Origin of the sequence: Microbacterium dauci (assembly GCF_030065535.1) — a bacterium.
GTDB classification, from domain to species: domain Bacteria; phylum Actinomycetota; class Actinomycetes; order Actinomycetales; family Microbacteriaceae; genus Microbacterium; species Microbacterium dauci.
On the sequence record NZ_JASJND010000005.1, the window covers coordinates 183,680 to 204,754 of the forward strand.

Genomic DNA, 21,075 nt, shown 5'->3' on the forward strand with positions numbered 1-21,075 from the left:
TGACATGTCGCGTATTGGACGACTTCCCATCGACATCCCCGCCGGCGTGACCGTCACGGTCACCGGTCAGGACGTCGCCGTCAAGGGCCCGAAGGGTGAGCTCGTGCTCGCCGTCGCGCGCCCCATCGAGGTTGCTGTCGAGGAGAACCAGGTTCTCGTCTCGCGGCCCGACGACGAGCGTGACTCGCGCGCGCTCCACGGGCTCACCCGCACCCTCATCAACAACAACATCATCGGCGTGACCCAGGGCTACACCAAGGGCCTCGAGGTCGTCGGAACCGGTTACCGCGTCGCGCAGAAGGGCACGGCGGTCGAGTTCGCACTCGGCTTCTCGCACCCGGTGCTCGTCGAGGCGCCCGCGGGCATCACGCTCACGGTCGAGGGCAACAACAAGGTCACCGTCGCCGGTATCTCGAAGCAGGCCGTCGGTGAGGCTGCCGCCAACATCCGCAAGATCCGCAAGCCCGAGCCGTACAAGGGCAAGGGTGTGCGGTACGCGGGCGAGGTCGTGCGCCGCAAGGCCGGAAAGAGTGGTAAGTAACCATGGCTCTCAAGAGCAAGTCCGACGCCCGTTCGCGTCGTCACGCCCGTCTTCGCAAGAAGATCGTGGGCACCGAGTCGCGTCCGCGTCTCGTTGTGACCCGTTCCGCCCGTCACGTCTTCGTCCAGCTGGTCGACGACAGCAAGGGCTTCACCGTGGCATCCGCTTCGACCCTCGAGGTCGACCTGCGCACGTTCGACGGTGACAAGACCGCGAAGGCCCGCAAGGTCGGCGAACTCGTCGCCGAGCGTGCCAAGGCCGCAGGTGTCTCCGAGGTCGTCTTCGACCGCGGTGGCAACCGTTACGCAGGCCGCGTCGCTGCGATCGCCGATGGCGCTCGCGAAGGAGGTCTGAACCTGTGACCGAGAACAAGGAGAACGAAGTGACTGCGACCGAGCAGCCCACCACGGCTGCCGCCGAGGCGCCTGCCGAGCGCGAGCCGCGCCGCGGTGGCCGCGAGCGCAGCCAGACTCGCGGTGACCGCAACTCGCGCGACCGGGGCGACAACCAGTTCCTCGAGCGTGTCGTCACGATCAACCGCGTGTCGAAGGTCGTCAAGGGTGGCCGCCGCTTCAGCTTCACGGCGCTCGTCGTCGTGGGCGATGGCAACGGTCTCGTCGGCGTCGGCTACGGCAAGGCGCGTGAGGTCCCCCTCGCCATCTCGAAGGGGGTCGAAGAGGCCAAGCGCAACTTCTTCCGCGTGCCGCGCGTCGGTTCGACCATCCCCCACCCCACCCAGGGTGAGGCCGCTGCCGGTGTGGTGCTCCTGCGCCCGGCCGCTGCCGGTACCGGTGTTATCGCCGGTGGTCCGGTCCGCGCCGTGCTCGAGTGCGCCGGCATCCACGACGTCCTGTCGAAGTCGCTCGGCTCGTCGAACACGATCAACATCGTGCACGCGACGGTCCAGGCGCTGAAGCAGCTCGAAGAGCCCCGTGCGGTCGCCGCGCGCCGTGGCCTGGACTTCGACCAGGTCGCTCCGGCCCGGCTCGTCCGCGCCGAGGCCGAGGCTGCCAAGGCAGCGAAGGTTGGTGCATGATGGCCGCCCGTCTGAAGGTGACCCAGGTCAAGTCCAAGGTGAGCGAGAAGCAGAACCAGCGTGACACGCTGCGTTCGCTCGGTCTGAAGCGGATCAACGACTCCGTCGTTCGTCCGGATGACGCGCAGACGCGCGGCTACATCAAGACCGTCGCGCACCTCGTGAAGGTTGAGGAGATCGACTGATGGCTGAGAAGAAGGACGAGACGGTCGAGACCGTCGAGGCTCCTGCGAAGAAGCCCGCTGCCAAGAAGGCAGCTCCGAAGGCGGCTGCGAAGCCCGCCGCCAAGAAGGATGCCCCCGCGTCGCGCCCCGGCGTGCTCAAGGTGCACCACCTGCGTCCGGTCCCCGGATCCAACGTCGCGAAGACCCGTGTCGGTCGCGGTGAGGGCTCCAAGGGTAAGACCGCGGGTCGTGGAACCAAGGGTACGAAGGCTCGCTACCAGGTCAAGGTGGGCTTCGAGGGTGGGCAGATGCCCCTCCACATGCGTACGCCGAAGCTGCGCGGGTTCAAGAACCCGTTCCGCGTCGAGTACCAGGTGGTCAACCTCGACAAGCTCGCCGAGCTGTACCCGGCCGGTGGCGACGTCACCGTCGAGGGCCTCGTCGCCAAGGGTGCCGTCCGCAAGAACGAGAAGGTCAAGGTGCTCGGCACCGGCGACATCTCGGTCGCGCTGACGGTCTCCGTCGACAAGGTCTCGGGTTCGGCCGAGCAGAAGATCGTCGCCGCAGGCGGTTCGATCAAGTAATCGCGTCACAGGGGCCGGAGGATCACCTCCGGCCCCTGTTGCCGTATGTTGGAATGCGGCGTGTTTCGACGCGCCCAGCATCCCACTGGAGGAAATCCCCTTGTTCAGCGCCATCGCGCGGGTCTTCCGCACTCCGGATCTGCGTCGGAAGATCGGTTTCACACTGGCGATCATCGCCATCTACCGGTTCGGTGCACACATCCCGACGCCGTTCGTCGACTACCCGAACGTGCAGTCCTGCCTCGACCAGTCCGGTTCGACCGAGGGCCTGCTCTCGCTCGTGAACCTGTTCTCGGGCGGCGCGCTGCTGCAGCTGTCGATCTTCGCGCTCGGCGTGATGCCGTACATCACCGCGACGATCATCGTGCAGCTGCTGCGCGTCGTGATCCCGCACTTCGAGACGCTGTACAAGGAAGGTCAGTCCGGCCAGGCCAAGCTGACCCAGTACACCCGGTACCTGACCATCGCGCTGGCGCTCCTCCAGTCGACCACGCTGGTCACGGTCGCCCGCTCGGGACAGCTGTTCGGCATCACCGGCATCGCCGAGTGTGAGCAGCTCCTCACCGACGAGGCATGGTGGGCGCAGCTCCTCATGATCATCACGATGACCGCCGGCACCGGCCTCATCATGTGGATGGCCGAGCTCGTCACCGAGCGCGGCATCGGCAACGGCATGTCGCTGCTCATTTTCACCTCGATCGCCGCGACCTTCCCCTCGGCGCTCTGGGGCATCGCGCAGGCGCGCAACTTCGAGACCTTCCTGCTCGTGCTCGCCGTCGGCGTCCTGACCGTCGCGCTCGTCGTCTTCGTCGAGCAGTCACAGCGTCGGGTGCCGGTGCAGTACGCGAAGCGCATGGTCGGCCGTCGCACGCTCGGCGGCACGAACACCTACATTCCGATCAAGGTGAACATGGCCGGCGTCGTGCCCGTCATCTTCGCGTCGTCGCTGCTCTACATCCCCGCGCTCATCGCGCAGTTCAACGCGAACCCGGCCGCCGACGGTTCGGTCCCGGGCTGGGTGTCGTGGATCCAGACGAACTTCACCACCGGTGACCACCCGCTCTACATGGCGGTCTACTTCCTCCTGATCATCGGCTTCACCTACTTCTACGTTGCGATCACGTTCAACCCGGTCGAGGTCGCGGACAACATGAAGAAGTACGGCGGCTTCATCCCCGGCATCCGCGCGGGTCGGCCCACGGCCGAGTACCTGGACTACGTCCTCACGCGCATCACGCTGCCGGGCTCGATTTACCTGGGCCTCATCGCACTCGTGCCGCTCGTCGCCTTGGCGACGGTCGGTGCCAACCAGAACTTCCCGTTCGGTGGCGCATCGATCCTCATCATCGTCGGTGTCGGCCTCGAGACCGTGAAGCAGATCGACGCGCAGCTCCAGCAGCGCCACTACGAAGGGCTCCTCCGATGACCGCTGCTCGCCTCCTCATCGTCGGTCCGCAGGGTTCGGGCAAGGGCACCCAGGGCGCGCGGATCTCCGACGCACTCGGCATCCCGACGGTCTCGACCGGCGACGTGTTCCGCGCCAATGTGAAGGACGGCACCGAGCTCGGGCTCAAGGTCAAGGCGATCATCGACGCCGGCGACCTCGTGCCCGACGAGCTGACCAGCGCGATCGTCCGCGACCGTCTCGAGCAGCCGGATGCCGCGGCCGGGTTCCTCCTCGACGGCTACCCCCGCAACCTCGGTCAGGTCGGCGATCTCGACGCGTTCCTCACCGGTCGCGGCGAAGCGCTCACCGCCGTCATCGAGCTCTCGGTGCCGCGCGACGAGTCGATCTCGCGGCTGTCGCTGCGTGCCGCAGAGCAGGGCCGTGCCGACGACAACGAGGAGTCGATCGCGAAGCGTCTGGCGATCTACGAGTCCGAGACCGCGCCGATCCTCGACGTCTACCGCGAACGCGGTGTCGTCGACGTGATCGACGGTGTCGGGACGCTCGACGAGATCACCGAGCGCATCACCGCCGCCCTCGCGGCGCGCGGCATCACCGCCTGATGGTCTTCCGCCGTTCGATCTACAAGACGCCCGCCCAGCTGCGGGCGATGGTCGAACCCGGTCTCATCACCGCCGCGGCACTCGACGCGGTCCGTCCGGCCGCAGTCGCGGGCGCGTCGACCCTCGAGCTCGACGCGATCGCCCACGACGTCATCGTCTCGCGCGGTGCCGAGTCGAACTTCCAGCTCGTGCGCGGGTACCGTCACACGACCTGCATCTCGGTCAACGAGCAGGTCGTCCACGGCATCCCGGGGGAGCGCGTGCTCCAGCCCGGCGACATCGTCTCGATCGACTGCGGCGCGCAGTTCCAGGGCTGGAACGGTGACTCCGCGATCACGATCGTGGTGCCCGACCCGACGCGCCCCGAACTCGTCGCCGCGCGGCAGCGCCTGTCCGACGTGACCGAGACCTCGCTGTGGGCGGGTGTCGCGGCACTGGCATCCGCTTCGCGCGTCGGTGAGATCGGTGACGCCGTGCAGACCTCGATCGAGTCGTCGGGCGAGGGCTACGGCATCTTGCGCGACTACGTCGGGCACGGCATCGGCCGCAAGATGCACGAAGGGCCGACGGTGTTCAACTACCGGGTCGCGGACCTCGGACCCGAGGTGCGCCCGGGCCTCTGCCTCGCGATCGAACCCATGGTCGTCGCGGGCGACGAAGCGACGCTCGTCGAAGACGACGACTGGACGGTGTCCACCGTCGACGGCACGGACGGCTCCCATTGGGAACATAGCGTCGCGGTGCACGATGGTGGTATCTGGGTGCTGACCGCCACCGACGGCGGAGCCTCGAAGCTCGCCGCGTTCGGCGTCACGCCTGTTCCGATCGCCTGAGGAGGACGAGCATGGCCGCGGCTGCGGGGAAGACGAACTGGTTCGCGGTCTGGATCAGCGTGGCGGTGGTCGCCGTGCTGGCGATCATCATCGCGCTGGTGGTCGTGATGAACGGCGCCGCCTCGGCGCCCGCTGCCCGACCCGACAGCGCGGGCATCGACGAGTCGACCGGCGCGGTCGTGATCGGAACCGGTGAGACGCAGGTCGACGTGTACGTCGACTTCTACTGCCCGCATTGCCAGGACTTCGAGGACATCTACGGCGCCGACATCGAGGAGCAGCTCGAGGCCGGCGCGATCACCCTCAACGTGCATCCGGTGGCGCTGTCGGGGCTCAACGCGGCATCCGGCACCGACTTCTCCAAGCGTGCGTCGAACGCCATGTACTGCGTGGCGGAGGCCGAGCCGACCGCCGCCTTCCCGTTCTACGTCGATGTGTTCGGGCAGAAGCCTTCGGGTGCGGGCCTGACCGATGAGCAGCTCGTCACCGCGGCCGAAGCCGCGGGCGCACCGGGCGCCGCGGACTGCATCGCCGACCGCACCTGGGACGACCTCGTCGCCGAGCAGACCTCGTCGATCCCCGAGGACCCGGTGAACGGCGGGGCGGGAACGCCCACGCTCCTCGTCGACGGCGAGTACGTGAACGTGACCGGCGACGTCGAGGCCGACCTGCTGTCGCGCATCGGCTGAGCCGCCACGCCCGGGTGGCGGGGTGGGAAAATATCACGTACACTGAATCTTTGGTGCCTTGCGCCTTTTCGGCGTGTCACCACAATCCCACTCAAACCGCAGACCGACCGGTCTGCCAACTGTAAGCGAGCGTATGGCGAAGAAAGACGGTGTCATCGAGATCGAGGGTGTGATCTCCGAGGCCCTGCCCAATGCGATGTTCCGCGTTGAGCTGAGCAACGGTCACAAGGTCCTCGCCACGATCTCCGGAAAGATGCGGCAGAACTACATCCGCATCATCCCCGAAGACCGCGTGGTCGTGGAGCTCTCGCCCTACGACCTGACCCGTGGTCGCATCGTCTACCGCTACCGCTGAGACCGGTCGAGAAGTAACGCCCCGCGCCACCAGGTGCGTCGGCGAAGACAGCGAATCAGGAACATCATGAAGGTCAACCCCTCCGTCAAGCCCATCTGCGACCACTGCAAGGTCATCCGTCGCCACGGTCGCGTCATGGTCATCTGCAAGTCGAACCCGCGTCACAAGCAGCGCCAGGGCTGAGCGGATGCCGCGTCCGCGCGGCCCGCAGTCTCACAACTCAATACACACAACGGCAGGATCAGAACCCGCAGTGCGGGGGACACCCCGGGTCGGAGGCCCGGGCACCGATCCTGCTCCACACCTCCACTCACTCCTAGGAGACATCGCATGGCACGTCTTGCCGGCGTTGACATCCCGCGCGACAAGCGCGTGGTGATCGCCCTCACCTACATCTACGGCATCGGCCGTACCCGCTCCGTCGAGATCCTCGCCGCGACCGAGATCGACGAGTCGATCCGCGTCAAGGACCTGACCGACGACCAGCTCATCGCCCTCCGCGACCACATCGAAGGCACCTACAAGGTGGAGGGTGACCTCCGTCGTGAGGTTGCCGCCGACATCCGCCGCAAGGTCGAGATCGGTTCGTACGAGGGCCTCCGTCACCGTCGCGGCCTGCCCGTGCGCGGTCAGCGCACGAAGACCAACGCGCGCACCCGCAAGGGCCCGAAGCGCACCGTCGCCGGCAAGAAGAAGGCGCGCTAAAGCGCGGCCGCCACAGGTTTAGGAGAACACGCACATGGCACAGGCCAAGTCCGCTGCGCGCAAGCCGCGCCGCAAGGAGAAGAAGAACATCGCGCTGGGCCAGGCCCACATCAAGTCGACGTTCAACAACACGATCGTTTCGATCACCGACCCCTCGGGTGCGGTCATCAGCTGGGCCTCCTCGGGTGGCGTCGGCTTCAAGGGCTCGCGCAAGTCGACCCCGTACGCCGCCGGCATGGCCGCCGAGTCCGCTGCGCGTCAGGCGCAGGAGCACGGCGTCAAGAAGGTCGACGTCTTCGTGAAGGGTCCGGGCTCCGGCCGCGAGACGGCGATCCGTTCGCTGACCGCCGCCGGCCTCGAGGTCGGCTCGATCTCGGACGTCACGCCCCAGGCGCACAACGGCTGCCGCCCCCCGAAGCGTCGCCGCGTCTGATCGCTTTGCACGGATGCCGGTGAGTCTCGCTTCTGCGTGACCCACCGGCATCCGAGACACAACTCAACACCTCTTGAAACTGCACGTGTCATATAGCGGTCACGTGACTGAAAGGAACACATAGTGCTCATTGCACAGCGTCCCACTCTGACCGAGGAGAAGATCGGCGAGTTCCGGAGCCGGTTCGTCGTCGAGCCCCTGGAGCCGGGCTTCGGCTACACGATCGGCAACGCGCTGCGTCGCAGCCTGCTGTCGTCGATCCCGGGTGCCGCGGTCACCAGCATCCGCATCGACGGCGTGCTGCACGAGTTCAGCACCGTCCCGGGTGTGAAGGAAGATGTCACCGAGATCATCCTGAACATCAAGCAGCTCGTGGTTTCGAGCGAGCGCGACGAGCCCATCACGGCGTACCTCCGCAAGACCGGCGCCGGTGAGGTCACCGCCGCCGACATCTCGGCTCCCGCCGGTGTCGAGGTGCACAACCCGGAGCTCGTCATCGCGACGCTCAATGACTCGGCGAAGTTCGAGCTCGAGCTCACGATCGAGCGTGGCCGTGGCTACGTCTCGGCGACGCAGAACCGCAACGAGTACGCCGAGGCCGGTCAGATCCCCGTGGACTCGATCTACTCGCCCGTCCTCAAGGTCAGCTACCGCGTCGACGCCACCCGTGCGGGTGAGCGCACCGACTTCGACAAGCTCATCCTCGACGTCGAGACCAAGCCCTCGATCACGCCCCGCGACGCCGTCGCATCGGCTGGTCGCACGCTGGTCGAGCTGTTCGGTCTCGCTCGCGAGCTGAACGTCGAGGCCGAGGGCATCGAGATCGGCCCCGCGCCGGTCGCCGAGGTCCTGACCAACGAGCTGTCGATGCCGATCGAGGACCTCGACCTGTCGGTCCGCTCGTACAACTGCCTCAAGCGCGAAGGCATCAACACGGTGTCCGAGCTCGTCGCCCTCTCGGAGACGCAGCTCATGAACATCCGCAACTTCGGTCAGAAGTCGGTCGACGAGGTGCGCGACAAGCTCGTGTCGCTCGGCCTGTCGCTGAAGGACTCGGTCCCCGGGTTCGACGGCGCGCACTTCTACGGCGGCTACGACGACGAGACCGTCTGACCCACGCCGGTCCGACCGACTGATCTTTTCCAACTGGAGTAACTGATATGCCCAAGCCCACGAAGGGTGCTCGCCTCGGAGGCGGCCCCGCACACGAGCGCCTGCTGCTTGCGAACCTCGCCGCTGCGCTGTTCACCCACAAGTCGATCACCACGACCGAGACGAAGGCCAAGCGCCTGCGTCCGTTCGCGGAGCGCCTGGTGACGTTCGCCAAGCGCGGCGACCTGCACGCACGCCGCCGCGTGCTGTCGGTCATCGGCGACAAGACCGTCGTGCACGAGCTCTTCGCCGAGATCGCGCCGCTGGTCGCCGAGCGTGAGGGTGGCTACACCCGCATCACGAAGGTCGGCAACCGCAAGGGTGACAACGCGCCCATGGCCGTGATCGAGCTCGTCCTCGAGCCCGTCACCCCGAAGGCGAAGGCCGCGAAGAAGGCTGCGCCCGCCGCTGCCGCTCCGGCTGAGCCGGTCGCCGAAGAGGCCGAGGTCGTCGAGGAGGCTCCCGTCGAGGAGACCGCCGCGGCCGACGCCGGCGCGGAGTCGCAGGAGGAAGGCGCTGCCGCTGAGGCTGCTGCCGAGGACGCCGTCGAGAGCGACGACGCCAAGTAAGACTCCCTCACCGAGGGATACCGCAGGGCCCGCCCCCCGTTTCGGGGGCGGGCCCTGCGCTGTGTTGCGGGGGCGGATGCCGCGGGCGGCGTGGGCCGTCGCGCGTGTGGGGCGTCGCGCGGGGCCGGTCAGACGCGGCGGACGAGGGCGACGTCGCGCTCGGTGGCGACGAAGCCGAGGCGCTCGTAGAGCGCGTTCGCGCCGGTGGGCGACGCGGTGTCGACGTCGAGCACCGCGCGCTCCAGGCCATTCGCGAAGATCGCCCCGAGCGTCGCCGACACGACGAGCGGGGCCAGCCGGCGGCCCCGGTGCGAGCGGACCACACCGATGAGATCGATGTACGCGTGCGATCCGCCGAGCGCCGCGAAGTCGTCTTCGTTCACGGATGCCAGGCAGAAGGCGACGATCGTGCCGTCGGATGCCACAGCGATGCGCGACAAGTCGGGGCGGAAGAAGTCGCCCCCGACGAAGTGCTGCCACCGCTCCATGTTGGAGGGGAGGCTGCCCCAGTGATCACGGAACGCGTCATTGCGCGCTACGCGGGCGTCCTCGTCGCGGGTTCGGTCATAGGGGAGGACGGTGATGTCCTCCGGCGCCTCGAGCTGCGTCGGCTCGCCAGCGAGGACCCGCTCCATCGTCGTGAACCAGCGTTCGGGCGTGTAGCCCTGCGCCTCGACGACTGCGACATGGTCGACGTTGTCCTCGCGGGCGTAGACCTTCAGTTGCCCCGCGGTGCCGCCATCCTCCAGCGCGGCGGCCGCCTGCGCGATCTGCTGGAGCCCACGCTGGTCGAGCCACGCCATCATTGCGCCGCCGATGCCATGTCGCCGCCACTCGGGGTGGACGGCACCGCCGATGTCGACGGACAGTTTGCCGTCGACGCGCGACGGGTGCAGCATCGCGGAGCCGGCAGCGACGATCGAGCCGTCGGGGAGGACCGCGACGAGGGTGTCGAGTGCGGGATCGACGTGGGAAAGGTCGAAGACCTCGGCGACGTCCTGGCGGGGCGTGATCCAGGTCGGGTGGTCGACGGCGTCGGCCGCCGCGAAGACGGCGTGAATGGCGTCGATGTCGTCGCTCGTGGCCGCGCGCCAGGTCGCGATCGCGGGGTGTGCCGGAGGTGTCGGTGCGGACGGGCGGCCGAGGCGGTCGGCGAGGTGGGGTGCGCTCACGCGGGCCATGTTACGCAGACGGCATGTCTTCCGGGAGGCAGGTCAGGGCTTCGGATCGTCGCCGAAGGTCTGGGCGACGGTCCACTGCGCGACCGAGACCCGGTACGCCAGCTCGGCGCGCTCGTTCTCCACCTCGTTCACGGTGTGCTCGACCGTGTCGGCGAACACGCGTCCACCGGCGGCGCCGGGGTGGATCCGGTCGCCGGCGAGCAGGTCGGTGTGCGCACGGATGGCACCCGACCAATCGGCGACGACGACACCGGGGGTCTTCGCGGCGAACCGCGTCAGGGTGCGGTTGACGCCCGGGATCCAGTCGCGCGGCGCGTACGCGTTGACGAGGATGAGCGTCCGCTCCGGGCCGACGTCCTCACGCAAGCGACGCAGGTCGGCACCGTCGACAGGGCCGTTGGTGCCGAGCGCGACGACGACGTAGTCACGCAATTCGTCGCGTTCGGCCATGCGCGCGACGATGTCGGTGCCGGTGGACATCGACCGTGACACCTTCGCATCGACGTCGATTCCCGGCATCCGCTCGAGCAGGCCCGGTGCCGACGCGAGCATCACGGAGTCGCCGACTGCCGAGATGCGCGAGCCCGGGACTGACGCCGGGGCGGGGCGCGCAGGGCGGCCGTCGGGGGCGACGCAGATGCCCTCGTCGTCGGAGAGGTGCGTCGACGCGCACTGCGGCGGCAGCGGTGCGGCGCCCGGCTTGATCACGACTCCGGGCATCGTCGGGCCTGGTGAGGCGGTACCGGATGCCGCGTCGAGCGCGCGCTGCCCCTGTGCGACGACGCTCTCGCTCGACGCCATCTGCGGGGCGTCGACCACGGCCGAGGTGGTGCCGGCGACGAGGGTGAGCCCTGCGACGACGGCGGCCGTCGCCCCGAAGCGCCGCGCGGGACGCCCGCGGAGGGCGCGGTCGAGCGCTGCGACGGATCCGCGGAGGCCTCGCCGGCGGATCGGTTGCTCCACGAAGCGGTACGATGCCGCGGCGGCCCCGACCGTGAGCACGAGGGTGAGTACGCCGACCCAGACGGGCACGTCGACGTCCGGCGATGCGCCCGACACGGCGGCGGTGAGCAGCACGACGATCGGCCAGTGCCACAGGTACAGCCCGAACGAGCGTTCGCCGACCCAGCGCAGCGGCGCGACGTCGAGGGTGCTGCCGAGCCACGCGCCCGGGCGGACGGCGGCGGCGATCGCGACGGTGGTGAGGACGGATGCCGCGACGAGCAGCCACGGGAAGACCGCGGCATCGGCTGGCCAGGGAATCACCGCGAGTGCGACGACACCGACGAGCGCGAGCAGCCCCACGGTGCCCGGCACGCCGCGGCCCCGACGCTCGGGGCGCAGGAACGCGAGCGCGACGCCGAGCAGCAACCCGTAGGCGTGCGTGTCGGTGCCGTAGTAGATGCGGGTCGTGCCTTCGGCGAGCAAGAGCCAGGCCCAGCCCGCCGACGCGGCGGCCAGGGCGAGCGCGAACACGACGCGCCAGCGGCGCAGCAGCAGGACGGCGGGGAGGAGCAGCGGCCAGAGGAGGTAGAACTGCTCCTCGACGGCGAGCGACCACAGGTTGCGGAGCAGCTCGGGCGAGGTCGACTCGAACGAGCCGGCACCGAAGTACGACGATCCCGCGGCGATCGCCACCCAGTTGTACGCGAACGTCGCGGCGCCCAGCAGTTGCATCCCGAGGCCGACCAGCACGTCGCCGCCGACGAGCCACGCGGCGCTCGCGCTCACCAGCACGACGAGGGCGATCGCAGGGAGGAGTCGGCGGGCGCGGCGCCGCCAGAACGCCCCGAGCGCGATGCGCCCGGTGTCCTCACGCTCGCGCAGGAGCAGCGTGGTGATGAGGAAGCCCGAGATCACGAAGAACACGTCGACGCCGACGAACCCGTGCAGCACCGGCAATGCCGGGAACAGGTGGTAGGCGAGCACGAGGAGGACCGCGACGGCACGGAGGCCGTCGAGTCCGCCGAGGCGCGCAGAAGTTGATCGGGTCATGGGTGGCAGCGGGTTCGGTGGGGGGCCGAGGGCGAGTCGGTGGCTCGCGGCGGCCGGGGCGGGCCGCGGCATCCAGTGTACGTCCGGTGCTCGGACGGGCCTGAGGGGATGCCGGGTGTGTGGAGCGCCGGGTCGTGCGGCGGGGAAGCGTCTCTCCCGCGGAGCCTCTCGCCGCGGTAGCGTGAGAGGAGACACCGACGGCGCCGCTGATGGCACCGCGATCAGGCTGGCGCGTCGCCCGAAGAAGGGATGCATCATGTCCGGTCGGATCATCGTCGGCGTCACCGGAGCACCGGTGTCGCGTCGCGCCGTGGACTGGGCTGTGGCCCGCGCGGCGCGGACCCACCAGTCCGTCGAGCTCATCGCCGTCGTCGGGGGCGCGGTGGGCGCCATCGGCGAAGCCGAGGTGCTCGGCGCCGCGCAGACCGCCGCGCAGCAACTGCTGGACGACGAGGCGGCGCGCGTCGGGGGAGACGTCGGCACCCGCGTCGCGTCGGGTAACCCCGTCTCGGTGCTTGTGGAGGCGTCGGCCGATGCGGCGATGCTCGTCATCGGCAGCGACTACCGGGGCGCCGGGACGGGCCCGGCTCGTGGCGTGCACGGCATGCGGATCGCCGCCGGGTCGAAGTGCCCTGTCGTCGTCGTGCCGGACCGCGATCTCGGCGAAGGTGCGGGCGTCGTCGTCGGTGTCGACGGCTCGGAGGTCTCGGAGCACGCGATCGAGTTCGCGGCCGCCGAGGCCGACCGGCTCGACGAGCCGCTCATCGCGGTGAGCGTGTGGACGCCGCTGCACACCCCGCGGACGGCGATGGAGGTCTACCCCGACCTGTACCTCGCGAACATGCAGTCGGCCGCCGAAGAGACCCTCGCGCTCTCGCTCGCGGGCATCTCGTCGCGCTACCCCGACCTCAAGGTGGTGCGTCGGGCGGAGCGCGGCCACCCGTCGCAGGTGCTCAGCGAGATCGCGCGCGACGCCCGGCTCGTGGTGGTCGGAACGCACGGGCGCGGGGCCGTCGCACGGTTCCTGCTCGGGTCGATCAGTCAAGAGCTGCTGTCGCACCTGCCGACGGCCACCGCCGTGGTGCGCTGACGTCGGCTGCGTTTCTGCCAAGCTGGCATCCATGACCTCCGTGCTGATGCTGGGTGAAGCGCTGATCGACATCGTCGACGGAGCCGAGTACGTGGGTGGCAGCCCCGCGAATGTCGCCGTCGGCGTTGCGCGACAAGGCGTCGCGGCCACGCTCCTCACGCGGATCGGCCGCGACGACCGCGGGCGGCGCATCGCCGCGCAGGTCGAGACGTCGGGTGCTGGCATCGCCGAGGCGTCGTGGACGGATGCCGCCACGTCGACCGCCCGCGCCCGCATCCGCGCCGACGGGTCGGCCGAGTACGACTTCCAGATCGACTGGTCGCTCGGTGACGACGCGGTGTCGGCGCTCGTCGACGCGGCATCCGTCGTCCATGCCGGGTCGATCGGGCTGTTCCTGCAGCCCGGCGGGTCGGCCGTCCTCGTGGGGCTCGAGCGCGCACAGCGAGCGGGCGCGATCGTGACCGTCGACCCCAACATCCGGCCCGCCCTCGTCGGTGACGACGCGGTCGCGATCTCGGAGCGCGCGTTCGCCGCGGCATCCGTGGTCAAGCTCAGCGACGAGGACGCCGAGGCGCTCTACCCCGGCGTCGCGGCGGCGGACGTGCTCGCGCGCGTCGCGGCGTTCGGACCGCGCGTCGTGGTGATGACCCGCGGCGCGGCGGGTGCGCTCGCGCTGAGTGCCGGCGGCGTCGTGGCGGCCGAGCCGCTGCGGGTCGACGTCGCCGACACGATCGGCGCGGGTGACGCCTTCATGGCGAGCCTCATCGTCAGCGCGGTCGATGACCCTGGGCTGCTCTCGGGCGACGACGCGGCGCTCGAGCGCGCGCTGCGCCGCGCGGCCGTCACCGCCGGCGTGACCGTGTCACGGCCTGGCGCCGACCCGCCGACCCGCGCCGAGGTCGACCGGCTGGTGTGAGTCGAGGCGCCGTCCGCAGGCGGCGTTTACAACTCCTCACGTTCGGTGTGATCTGGGCAGTGAGACCGGTTACACGGCGGCATCCGCGCAATTGTTGAGGAGTTGTGCACGCGGGGTCGCGGAGCGGACGGTGCCGCGGCCTCGAGTCGGTGGCGTGCACAACGACGCCAATCTGACGAGCGGGAGCCGATGTGACCGGTTGCATTGCGGCATCCGCTCGGGGATGGAGACGTTGTGACCGCGGGGCGGGGGAGACGCCGGCGGATAGGCTGAGCGCGTGCGCCTGCGGATCGACCTCGCCTATGACGGCACCGACTTTCGCGGCTGGGCCCGGCAGCCGGGGCTGCGGACGGTGCAGGGCACGCTCGAAGCCGCGATCGTGCGGATCCTCGGCGGTGACCCGCGGCTCGTCGTCGCAGGGCGGACGGATGCCGGTGTGCACGCATCCGGCCAGGTCGCGCACCTCGATCTGACCGACGCCCAGCAGCACCGCCTCGCGGTCGGCCGCAACCCTGAGCCGGCTGCGCTCGCCGCGCGGCTGAACGGCGTGCTCGGCCAGTACCCCGACGTGGCCGTGCACCGCGTCGGCGTCGCGCCGCAGGGTTTCGACGCGCGCTTCTCGGCGGTGTGGCGGCGCTACGAGTACCGCCTCGCCGACCGGTCGACGGGGTACGACCCGCTGGCTCGGGCGCACACGACGTTCGTGAACGCCGAGCTGGATGTGGAGCGGATGGATGCCGCGGCGCGCAGCCTGCGCGGGCTCCATGACTTCGCGGCGTACTGCAAGCCGCGCGAAGAGGCGACGACGATTCGGACGCTCCTCGAGTACGACTGGCGGCGCGACGATGCCGGCACGCTCATCGCGCACGTGAAGGCCGACGCGTTCTGCCACAGCATGGTGCGCGCGCTCGTCGGGGGATGCGTCGCGGTCGGGGAGGGGCGGCTCGAGATCGAGCGGCTCGCCGAGATCCGCGACGGGCTCGAGCGCGTCAACCAGGTGAAGGTGCTCGCCGCCCGCGGGCTCACCCTCACCGAGGTCGGCTACCCGGCCGACGACCTGCTCGGTGCGCGCGCCGACCAGACGCGTGCACGCCGGGAGCTCACGGCGGAGTAGCGGGACCACGCCCCGTGGCATCCGCTCGGGGAATGGCGTGCGCGATTGCAATGGATGCCGCGCGGCGCGCCGTGCGGCGGGCGGGCGTGGCGGGGTGTCGCCGCAGATCCTTTGCAATCGTGCGCGGGCCGCATCCGCCGACGCGCGCCGTAACGCGGAAGGACCCCCGAGCGGTAGCCCGGGGGTCCTTCACTGCTGTGCTGTCGTGAGTGCTTACGCCGTCTGACGCGCGCGGCGCACCGAGGTGGCGACCGCGATGCTCGCACCGGCGAGGACGAGGATGCCGCCGCCGACCCAGAGGCCGAGGAGCGTCTCGCCCGCGAAACCGGTGTCGGGCAGGCCTTCGCCGTCGCCGCCTGCTGCCGACCCGTCGTCGCCACCGTCACCACCGGCGCCGCCGCCCGGGAGGGCGATTGCGAGCGGGGGAAGCGCGGTGCCACTGGTGGCACCGGTCGCGACCAGCGAGTAGTCGCCGAAGCCGTCTGCGGGGACGGTCACGGTGACGCTCGAGCCGCGCGGCTTGGTGACCGACGCCGACGTGACTGCCGTCTTCACGATCGCGATGTTGGCGCCCGTGACGCCCTCACCGGTGAACGTGAAGATGACGCGGGTGTCTGCGGCCGGAAGTGCCGACTGGTCGATGAACAGGGTGATGGGCTGGCCGGGCTCGACGGAAACCGTTCCGCCGGGCGCGACAGGCGTGTAGGCACTCGCGACGGCCGGCGCCGCGAAGACCGCCGCTGCAGCAATGGCGAGAGCCGCCGCTGCCTTGCTGATTTTGTTCTTCATGTGACTGCTTTCGGTCGTCGTGAGTCGGGCCGCCGACGCAGTACAGTCCCCAAGAAAAACCCAAAACCCCAGAGGGAACCATGTCCGGATCGGCGCCCCCGTCGATTGGACTCCTCAAAGTATTCAGCATTTGCTCAGGTTGAGCAAGTCGACGCCGTTTCGCACAGGTTAACTCTTGGCGGCGTCGCGACGCCGTCGAAGGCGGCCGCAGGTGGCCCCGAGCCGTAGGATGACAGCACTGCCGTGGAGAGGGGACATCATGCGGCGCCTCGACATTCGTTCGTCCCGCCTCGCCGCGGCATCCGTCGCCACCGGCCTGGCGATCGTCGTGCTGACCGGGTGCGGTCCCTCGCCGTGGGCGTTGCAGAGCCCGACCCCGACCGTGACCGAACCGGCAGCTGTCACGCCGACCGAGGATGTCGCGCCGCCGGTGCCCAACGATCTCTCGAGCGGCTCGACCGAGCGTCGCATCACCGCCGGCTCGGTGACCGCTCGGATCAACTACTGGTCGACGCTGCGGATGGACCTCTGGACAGCGAGCGCACTCAAGCCGGTGAGCATCTCGATGGTGACCCGCGTCACGCCGAACGACGGCCAGGACGTCTATCTGCAGAAGGCCACGATGGTCGCCGTGCCCGGCAACGCCACCGAGTCGTTCCCGCCGCTGAGCCCCCAGGTGGACGAGTCGACGCTCACCAGTACGCCCGGCTACCTGGTGCGGAACCCGTACAGCTACTCGCAGACGTTCAACGTCGGCCAGGTGCCCGCCGAGGCGACGTTCGTGACCCTGCAGTTCACGTACGACTACCTCGTGCAGACGACCCCGACGTCGAAGCAGTTCGCGAAGCAGACGGCCACCGACACGGTGACCGTCGCGATCGCGCAGCCTGCCGCCGACGACGAGCCCGAGGAAACTGAGGAAACCGAAGGCTGAGACGCCTGCAGTTCACCTCAACGCAACCTCAAGAACCTCAACGCGAGGTAAAGACCGCCGCGAGGCTCCCCGAATCCACGCCGATCGCGGCCGTTCCTCTCCTACATTGAAAGGGTGCTACCGGCGGCGGTGACCCGAACCCCGCCGCCGGTCCCCTCTTCCTTGCAACAAGCCCTTCGATGATCGAGGTCCGCTCATGACTCTCCGCTTCTCTCGCCGCGCGCGGCTGGCCGTTGTCGCGGCATTCACCGCCGGCGCCCTGTCGCTCACCGGCTGCGCGCAGGTCGTCGAGGCGTTCAACTCGATCTCGAGCCCCGGCCAGAGCGAACCGACGCCGTCCGCGACGCCGATCGACGGCGCCGTCGAGATGCCGTTCGACTCGCAGTTCACGTACGACGGCTCGGTGCAGATGACGTACGAGATCTCGGACGGACTCGATGTGATCCTCGACTTCTGGGCCGTCGATTCCAAGCGCACGCGCGAGTGGTACGCCGATGCGCCCAAGACCTTCGGCTTCGCCGTCAACGTCCACGATCGCCGTGTCGACGAGAAGGCCGTGCTCAAGCAGAAGCGGCGCGTCTTCCTCTCGAACGTGAGCATCAGCTCGCAGACCGCGCAGACGTCGAACCAGGTGAGCTCGCCGTTCCAGTTCAGCGCCGACCCGCGCACGCTCGTGCCCACCGACACGATCCGCTCCAGCAAGGGGCTGCTCATCAACAGCTACCAGGGCGGGCTGCTCGTTCCCGAGACGACGATCAACCAGCTCCCGCCCGACACATACGGCATCACGCTGCAGTTCGCCCTCGACGTGTGGGTGGAGGGTGAGGCGAACACCGCCTCGAGCTTCGCCCAGCAGACGATCTACCCCGTGATCCCGATTGCGATCTATCCTCGGACTACCGAGTCCACTGATGCCACCGACGGGTGGTCCGATGATGCGAGCGCGGAGGACTCTGAAGAGGAGACCTCCAACGGAGGGTGGACGGTCACCGGCGGCACCGGCGGCCCCTCGCAGCCGTGAACCTGATCACCCGTAGCATCCGAGTCGACGTTCCGCAGAAGGATCAGACGTGACGAGTCCCAACCCTCCCGGCCCGCAGGGCTGGCAGCCCGCGCCGCAGTGGCAGTCGAGCCACACCGGCGCGCAGTGGCAGCCCGAGTACGGTCAGCAGCAGTGGGCGGGCCAGCAGTGGCAGCCCGCGCCGCAGGCGCAGCAGCAGTGGCAGCAGGGCGAACCCCAGTGGCAGGCAGCGCCTGTCGGCGGCTGGCAGGAAGCCCCGCAGCAGGGCTGGCAGGACACCGCCGACTACCAGCAGGGCGGCGCTGACCCGTACGCCGATCCCTTCGCCGACCCGTACGGCGCGTCCGCGGGCCTGGTGCCGGTCGATGAGTTCGCCGATGACTTCTCGTCGGTGCTCGAGAGCACCTCGGTGCACCGCTCGACCATCGGCTGCATCGTCCCCGCCTACAACGAGGAAGAGTCGATCGCCGACGTCATCCGCTCGCTCCTCGAGCAGAGCCGGGTGCCCGACGTCATCCATGTCGTCGTGAACAACACCTCGGATGCCACGGTGTCGATCGCCTCGGAGTTCTCGGGGCCGCACGAGGTCACCACCGAGCTCGGGCTGCAGTTCACCGAGGTGTTCGTGCACGACATCGGCAAGAACCCCGACAAGAAGGTCGGCGCGCTCAACTACGGCTACGCGCTCGTCGAGGGCTACGACTACCTGCTGGGCGTCGACGGTGACACGACGGCCGACCGCCGCGCGGTCGAGTACCTCGAGAACGAGGCGGTCTCGGACTCGCGCATCGGTGGCATCTCGGCGATCTACACGATCGACGACCGGCCCATCAAGGGCTTCATCGCCAAGTGGCTCATCACCGGCCAGCGCACGCAGTTCGCGGCGTTCAACATGCAGAACCTGCTGCGCGGCCGCAACATGGCGGTGCTCGGGGGGCAGTTCTCGATCTTCTCGACGACCGCGCTCCGCGACGTCATGAAGGCGAACCACCAGAACTCGCCGTGGGTCAAGGACTCCGAGGTCGAGGACTCGCTGCTCTCGCTGCAGATCAAGTCGGCCGGTTACCTCACTAAGATCAGCCCGTTCGCTCGGGCCGACGTGGGTGGCATGACGACCCTGAAGGGCTACGACGCCCAGCAGGTGAAGTGGACGTACGGCGCCATCGAGCTCATGTGGCCCGGTCAGCGAGGCGACACGAAGGGGCAGCCCTTCCACCCGAACCTGCGCCTGCGCTGGTTCGAGCAGTTCTCGATGCTGACGAACCTCTTCGTGCGCGTCGTGTTCATCACGCTGCTCGTCGCGTCGCTGTCGATCAACGCGTTCGTGTTCTCGGCATGGTGGCTGATCCCGCCGCTCGTCGCGGCCGCGCTGAACTACCGCATGGCCCGCGCGATGGAGAAGTCCAACTCGCGTGACGTCGCGTTCGCGGTGCTGTTGTTCCCGGCCGAGATCTTCATGTGGATCCGCATCAGCCACTTCATCCGTTCGTGGAGCCGCTTCCTGTCGAAGAAGAAGGTCGACAACTGGGCGCTCCAGGCGCGCGCCGAGAAGGGTGGCGCGAGCCTCGGCCACTGGGCGCCGTTCATCATCCTCATCGTCGTCGCCATCGGCATGGCGGTGATCTGGAACCTGCTCGACCCCGTCACGCAGTCGGCGATCCTGTGGGTCGGCTGGCCGGTGCTCGGCATCGTCACGGTCATCCAGACGCTCACGATGGCGTTCAAACTGTTCCAGCGACACCAGGGGTACAAGGTCTGACCCACAGGCCACCCGAAGCGAAACCCCCGGCTCATCGAGCTGGGGGTTTCGTGATGGCGGATGCCGCGGCGCGGCATCCGCTCGACGCGGGAGGATCAGGCGGAGTTGACTGTCTCGGAGGTGAGGCGGTAGCCGACGCCGCGGACGGTTTCGATGTACCGCGGGTTGTTCGGGTTGTCGCCGAGCTTGCGGCGCAGGTTCGTCATGTGCGCTTCGATGGCGCGCTTGTCGGCCTCGCCGACGAAGTAGCTCGTGACATACGACTCCCCGCGCAGGACGAGCGTCAGGTCGGCCTTGCTGCGGACGCGGCGCTTGGACTCCATGAGGGTCGCCAGCAGGTCGAACTCGGTGCGCGTGAGGGTGAGCTCGCGGCCTGCGACCAGCACGACGCGGTGCTCGGCGTGGACGGCGAGGTCGCGGTGGATGGCCCAGCCGGGGCCGCCGACCGGGGGCGTGTTCGAGACCGGAGCGACCGCGTTGCCGGGGTGGTAGCCCGCGGGCACGAGCCCGTTCTGCGGGCCGCCCATCGGCGCGCCCTGCGGCACGATGTACGGCTGGACCGGCGCGGACTGCGGCGCCGGGGTGGTCGGCTGCGACGGCGGGTAGACCGGGGTCATGATCCGCTCGTCGAAGACCGGCGTGGTCGGTGCCAGGTCGGCCTCGGCGGGGCGGGCATTCGGGAACGACGGGCCGGCAGCCTCTTGTCGAGGAGCGGTGGGCTGCGCCGCAGCCGGTGCGCCGCCGCCGCGCGGACGTCGCAGCAGCGACTCGACGCGGGCGCGGAGCTCGCGCGGGCGGAACGGCTTCACGACGTACTCGTCTGCGCCGGCGCCGAGACCGAGCACCACGTCGGCCTCTTCTTCGAGGCCGGTGATCATGATGATGTAGGTGTCGCTCTGCGCGCGGATGCGGCGTGCCGCCTCGAATCCGTCGATCCCGGGCATGTTCACGTCGAGCGTCGTGATGAGCGGCTGGTACGAGAGCACGGCGCGCACGCCGTCGATGCCGTTGCCGACCGAGACGGTCGAGAACCCGGCCGCTTCGAGGACTTCGACGATCAGGTGACGGATGTCGGGGTCGTCCTCGACGATCACCGCTGTCTTGTGCAGCGTGCTCGCATCACTCATCAACATCGACTCCCAGCGGCTTGTGATAGAGGTCGGAACTCATGCTACACAGCGCGCGAGGCGGCTCCCGCCAGCGCG

The 21,075-nt window shown here is 69.1% G+C and carries 25 protein-coding genes; 21 read left to right on the forward strand and 4 right to left on the reverse strand.

The features are described from left to right. The first annotated feature begins 4 nt into the window (after window positions 1-4). The 15 genes from rplF (at window position 5) to rplQ (ending at window position 9,071) form a co-directional block, all read left to right on the forward strand. Window positions 5-541 carry a 50S ribosomal protein L6 gene (gene rplF, locus QNI14_RS08075; RefSeq protein ID WP_283716023.1) on the forward strand — a complete coding sequence of 179 codons (537 nt, stop codon included), beginning with the start codon at window positions 5-7 and terminating at the stop codon, window positions 539-541. Between the two features lie 2 nt (window positions 542-543). Next, a complete protein-coding gene (gene rplR, locus QNI14_RS08080; RefSeq protein WP_283716024.1) occupies window positions 544-903 on the forward strand; it encodes a 50S ribosomal protein L18 in 360 nt (119 codons plus the stop codon). Beyond that, window positions 900-1,577 (forward strand): 30S ribosomal protein S5, encoded by a 678-nt coding sequence (rpsE, locus tag QNI14_RS08085; protein WP_283716025.1) that lies wholly within the window; start codon window positions 900-902, stop codon window positions 1,575-1,577. The genes rplR and rpsE overlap by 4 nt, the downstream gene beginning before the upstream one ends. Beyond that, a complete protein-coding gene (gene rpmD, locus QNI14_RS08090; protein WP_020098644.1) occupies window positions 1,577-1,762 on the forward strand; it encodes a 50S ribosomal protein L30 in 186 nt (61 codons plus the stop codon). The genes rpsE and rpmD overlap by 1 nt, the downstream gene beginning before the upstream one ends. Then, window positions 1,762-2,325 carry a 50S ribosomal protein L15 gene (rplO, locus tag QNI14_RS08095; protein ID WP_283716027.1) on the forward strand — a complete coding sequence of 188 codons (564 nt, stop codon included), beginning with the start codon at window positions 1,762-1,764 and terminating at the stop codon, window positions 2,323-2,325. The genes rpmD and rplO overlap by 1 nt, the downstream gene beginning before the upstream one ends. 100 nt (window positions 2,326-2,425) lie before the next feature. Further along, window positions 2,426-3,751: a preprotein translocase subunit SecY gene (gene secY, locus QNI14_RS08100; protein WP_283716028.1), complete on the forward strand. Its 1,326-nt coding sequence runs from the start codon at window positions 2,426-2,428 to the stop codon at window positions 3,749-3,751. Further along, window positions 3,748-4,335: an adenylate kinase gene (locus QNI14_RS08105; RefSeq protein ID WP_283716029.1), complete on the forward strand. Its 588-nt coding sequence runs from the start codon at window positions 3,748-3,750 to the stop codon at window positions 4,333-4,335. Before secY ends, QNI14_RS08105 begins: the two co-directional genes overlap by 4 nt. Next, window positions 4,335-5,168, forward strand: coding sequence for a type I methionyl aminopeptidase (map, locus tag QNI14_RS08110; protein WP_283716030.1), 834 nt, complete (start codon window positions 4,335-4,337; stop codon window positions 5,166-5,168). Before QNI14_RS08105 ends, map begins: the two co-directional genes overlap by 1 nt. 11 nt (window positions 5,169-5,179) lie before the next feature. After that, window positions 5,180-5,857 carry a DsbA family protein gene (locus QNI14_RS08115; protein WP_283716032.1) on the forward strand — a complete coding sequence of 226 codons (678 nt, stop codon included), beginning with the start codon at window positions 5,180-5,182 and terminating at the stop codon, window positions 5,855-5,857. 133 nt (window positions 5,858-5,990) lie between these two features. Further along, window positions 5,991-6,212 carry a translation initiation factor IF-1 gene (gene infA / locus QNI14_RS08120; protein ID WP_017201569.1) on the forward strand — a complete coding sequence of 74 codons (222 nt, stop codon included), beginning with the start codon at window positions 5,991-5,993 and terminating at the stop codon, window positions 6,210-6,212. Window positions 6,213-6,278: 66 nt separating this feature from the next. After that, entirely contained in the window at window positions 6,279-6,395 is a 117-nt protein-coding gene (gene rpmJ / locus QNI14_RS08125; protein ID WP_005050492.1) for a 50S ribosomal protein L36, read from the forward strand. 147 nt (window positions 6,396-6,542) lie between these two features. Beyond that, window positions 6,543-6,917 (forward strand): 30S ribosomal protein S13, encoded by a 375-nt coding sequence (gene rpsM / locus QNI14_RS08130; RefSeq protein WP_283716035.1) that lies wholly within the window; start codon window positions 6,543-6,545, stop codon window positions 6,915-6,917. 34 nt (window positions 6,918-6,951) lie between these two features. Next, window positions 6,952-7,350, forward strand: a complete 399-nt coding sequence (gene rpsK, locus QNI14_RS08135; RefSeq protein WP_283716036.1) for a 30S ribosomal protein S11 — start codon at window positions 6,952-6,954, stop codon at window positions 7,348-7,350. A 123-nt stretch (window positions 7,351-7,473) separates the two neighbouring features. After that, on the forward strand, window positions 7,474-8,463 hold the full coding sequence (locus QNI14_RS08140) for a DNA-directed RNA polymerase subunit alpha (protein ID WP_283716037.1): 990 nt from the start codon (window positions 7,474-7,476) through the stop codon (window positions 8,461-8,463). Window positions 8,464-8,510: 47 nt separating this feature from the next. Continuing rightward, on the forward strand, window positions 8,511-9,071 hold the full coding sequence (gene rplQ, locus QNI14_RS08145; protein ID WP_283716038.1) for a 50S ribosomal protein L17: 561 nt from the start codon (window positions 8,511-8,513) through the stop codon (window positions 9,069-9,071). A gap of 128 nt (window positions 9,072-9,199) precedes the next feature. On the opposite strand, the gene QNI14_RS08150 is transcribed toward rplQ, so the two are convergent. After that, window positions 9,200-10,243 carry a GNAT family N-acetyltransferase gene (locus QNI14_RS08150; protein ID WP_430539261.1) on the reverse strand — a complete coding sequence of 348 codons (1,044 nt, stop codon included), beginning with the start codon at window positions 10,241-10,243 and terminating at the stop codon, window positions 9,200-9,202. A gap of 42 nt (window positions 10,244-10,285) precedes the next feature. Beyond that, entirely contained in the window at window positions 10,286-12,247 is a 1,962-nt protein-coding gene (locus tag QNI14_RS08155; RefSeq protein ID WP_283716042.1) for an acyltransferase family protein, read from the reverse strand. A gap of 256 nt (window positions 12,248-12,503) precedes the next feature. On the opposite strand from QNI14_RS08155, the gene QNI14_RS08160 reads away from it, so the two are divergent. The 3 genes from QNI14_RS08160 to truA all read left to right on the forward strand — a co-directional run bounded on the left by QNI14_RS08160 (window position 12,504) and on the right by truA (window position 15,367). Next, window positions 12,504-13,337, forward strand: coding sequence for a universal stress protein (locus tag QNI14_RS08160; RefSeq protein ID WP_283716043.1), 834 nt, complete (start codon window positions 12,504-12,506; stop codon window positions 13,335-13,337). 31 nt (window positions 13,338-13,368) lie between these two features. Further along, window positions 13,369-14,253: a PfkB family carbohydrate kinase gene (locus tag QNI14_RS08165; protein WP_283716044.1), complete on the forward strand. Its 885-nt coding sequence runs from the start codon at window positions 13,369-13,371 to the stop codon at window positions 14,251-14,253. 277 nt (window positions 14,254-14,530) lie between these two features. After that, a complete protein-coding gene (gene truA / locus QNI14_RS08170) occupies window positions 14,531-15,367 on the forward strand; it encodes a tRNA pseudouridine(38-40) synthase TruA (protein ID WP_283716045.1) in 837 nt (278 codons plus the stop codon). A 213-nt stretch (window positions 15,368-15,580) separates the two neighbouring features. Here truA and QNI14_RS08175 read toward each other — a convergent pair whose 3' ends face one another. Then, window positions 15,581-16,156: a hypothetical protein gene (locus QNI14_RS08175; RefSeq protein WP_283716046.1), complete on the reverse strand. Its 576-nt coding sequence runs from the start codon at window positions 16,154-16,156 to the stop codon at window positions 15,581-15,583. Between the two features lie 259 nt (window positions 16,157-16,415). Here QNI14_RS08175 and QNI14_RS08180 point away from each other — a divergent pair, with 259 nt between their 5' ends. The 3 genes from QNI14_RS08180 to QNI14_RS08190 all read left to right on the forward strand — a co-directional run bounded on the left by QNI14_RS08180 (window position 16,416) and on the right by QNI14_RS08190 (window position 19,870). Continuing rightward, a complete protein-coding gene (locus tag QNI14_RS08180; RefSeq protein ID WP_283716047.1) occupies window positions 16,416-17,090 on the forward strand; it encodes a hypothetical protein in 675 nt (224 codons plus the stop codon). A 196-nt stretch (window positions 17,091-17,286) separates the two neighbouring features. After that, window positions 17,287-18,111, forward strand: coding sequence for a fructose 1,6-bisphosphatase (locus QNI14_RS08185; RefSeq protein WP_283716048.1), 825 nt, complete (start codon window positions 17,287-17,289; stop codon window positions 18,109-18,111). A gap of 355 nt (window positions 18,112-18,466) precedes the next feature. Beyond that, window positions 18,467-19,870 carry a glycosyltransferase family 2 protein gene (locus QNI14_RS08190; protein WP_430539263.1) on the forward strand — a complete coding sequence of 468 codons (1,404 nt, stop codon included), beginning with the start codon at window positions 18,467-18,469 and terminating at the stop codon, window positions 19,868-19,870. A 95-nt stretch (window positions 19,871-19,965) separates the two neighbouring features. Here QNI14_RS08190 and QNI14_RS08195 read toward each other — a convergent pair whose 3' ends face one another. After that, window positions 19,966-20,997 carry a response regulator transcription factor gene (locus QNI14_RS08195; protein WP_283716051.1) on the reverse strand — a complete coding sequence of 344 codons (1,032 nt, stop codon included), beginning with the start codon at window positions 20,995-20,997 and terminating at the stop codon, window positions 19,966-19,968. Window positions 20,998-21,075 lie beyond the last annotated feature (78 nt).

What these genes read in the sequence shown, in the direction of transcription:
- rplF (WP_283716023.1), top strand. Translation starts at nt 5, where the DNA reads ATGTCGCGTATTGGACGACTTCCCATCGACATCCCCGCCGGCGTGACC.
- rplR (WP_283716024.1), top strand. Translation starts at nt 544, where the DNA reads ATGGCTCTCAAGAGCAAGTCCGACGCCCGTTCGCGTCGTCACGCCCGT.
- rpmD (WP_020098644.1), top strand. Translation starts at nt 1,577, where the DNA reads ATGGCCGCCCGTCTGAAGGTGACCCAGGTCAAGTCCAAGGTGAGCGAG.
- rplO (WP_283716027.1), top strand. Translation starts at nt 1,762, where the DNA reads ATGGCTGAGAAGAAGGACGAGACGGTCGAGACCGTCGAGGCTCCTGCG.
- QNI14_RS08105 (WP_283716029.1), top strand. Translation starts at nt 3,748, where the DNA reads ATGACCGCTGCTCGCCTCCTCATCGTCGGTCCGCAGGGTTCGGGCAAG.
- map (WP_283716030.1), top strand. Translation starts at nt 4,335, where the DNA reads ATGGTCTTCCGCCGTTCGATCTACAAGACGCCCGCCCAGCTGCGGGCG.
- QNI14_RS08115 (WP_283716032.1), top strand. Translation starts at nt 5,180, where the DNA reads ATGGCCGCGGCTGCGGGGAAGACGAACTGGTTCGCGGTCTGGATCAGC.
- infA (WP_017201569.1), top strand. Translation starts at nt 5,991, where the DNA reads ATGGCGAAGAAAGACGGTGTCATCGAGATCGAGGGTGTGATCTCCGAG.
- rpmJ (WP_005050492.1), top strand. Translation starts at nt 6,279, where the DNA reads ATGAAGGTCAACCCCTCCGTCAAGCCCATCTGCGACCACTGCAAGGTC.
- rpsM (WP_283716035.1), top strand. Translation starts at nt 6,543, where the DNA reads ATGGCACGTCTTGCCGGCGTTGACATCCCGCGCGACAAGCGCGTGGTG.
- rpsK (WP_283716036.1), top strand. Translation starts at nt 6,952, where the DNA reads ATGGCACAGGCCAAGTCCGCTGCGCGCAAGCCGCGCCGCAAGGAGAAG.
- rplQ (WP_283716038.1), top strand. Translation starts at nt 8,511, where the DNA reads ATGCCCAAGCCCACGAAGGGTGCTCGCCTCGGAGGCGGCCCCGCACAC.
- QNI14_RS08155 (WP_283716042.1), bottom strand. Translation starts at nt 12,247, where the DNA reads ATGACCCGATCAACTTCTGCGCGCCTCGGCGGACTCGACGGCCTCCGT.
- QNI14_RS08160 (WP_283716043.1), top strand. Translation starts at nt 12,504, where the DNA reads ATGTCCGGTCGGATCATCGTCGGCGTCACCGGAGCACCGGTGTCGCGT.
- QNI14_RS08165 (WP_283716044.1), top strand. Translation starts at nt 13,369, where the DNA reads ATGACCTCCGTGCTGATGCTGGGTGAAGCGCTGATCGACATCGTCGAC.
- QNI14_RS08175 (WP_283716046.1), bottom strand. Translation starts at nt 16,156, where the DNA reads ATGAAGAACAAAATCAGCAAGGCAGCGGCGGCTCTCGCCATTGCTGCA.
- QNI14_RS08180 (WP_283716047.1), top strand. Translation starts at nt 16,416, where the DNA reads ATGCGGCGCCTCGACATTCGTTCGTCCCGCCTCGCCGCGGCATCCGTC.
- QNI14_RS08185 (WP_283716048.1), top strand. Translation starts at nt 17,287, where the DNA reads ATGACTCTCCGCTTCTCTCGCCGCGCGCGGCTGGCCGTTGTCGCGGCA.
- QNI14_RS08195 (WP_283716051.1), bottom strand. Translation starts at nt 20,997, where the DNA reads ATGAGTGATGCGAGCACGCTGCACAAGACAGCGGTGATCGTCGAGGAC.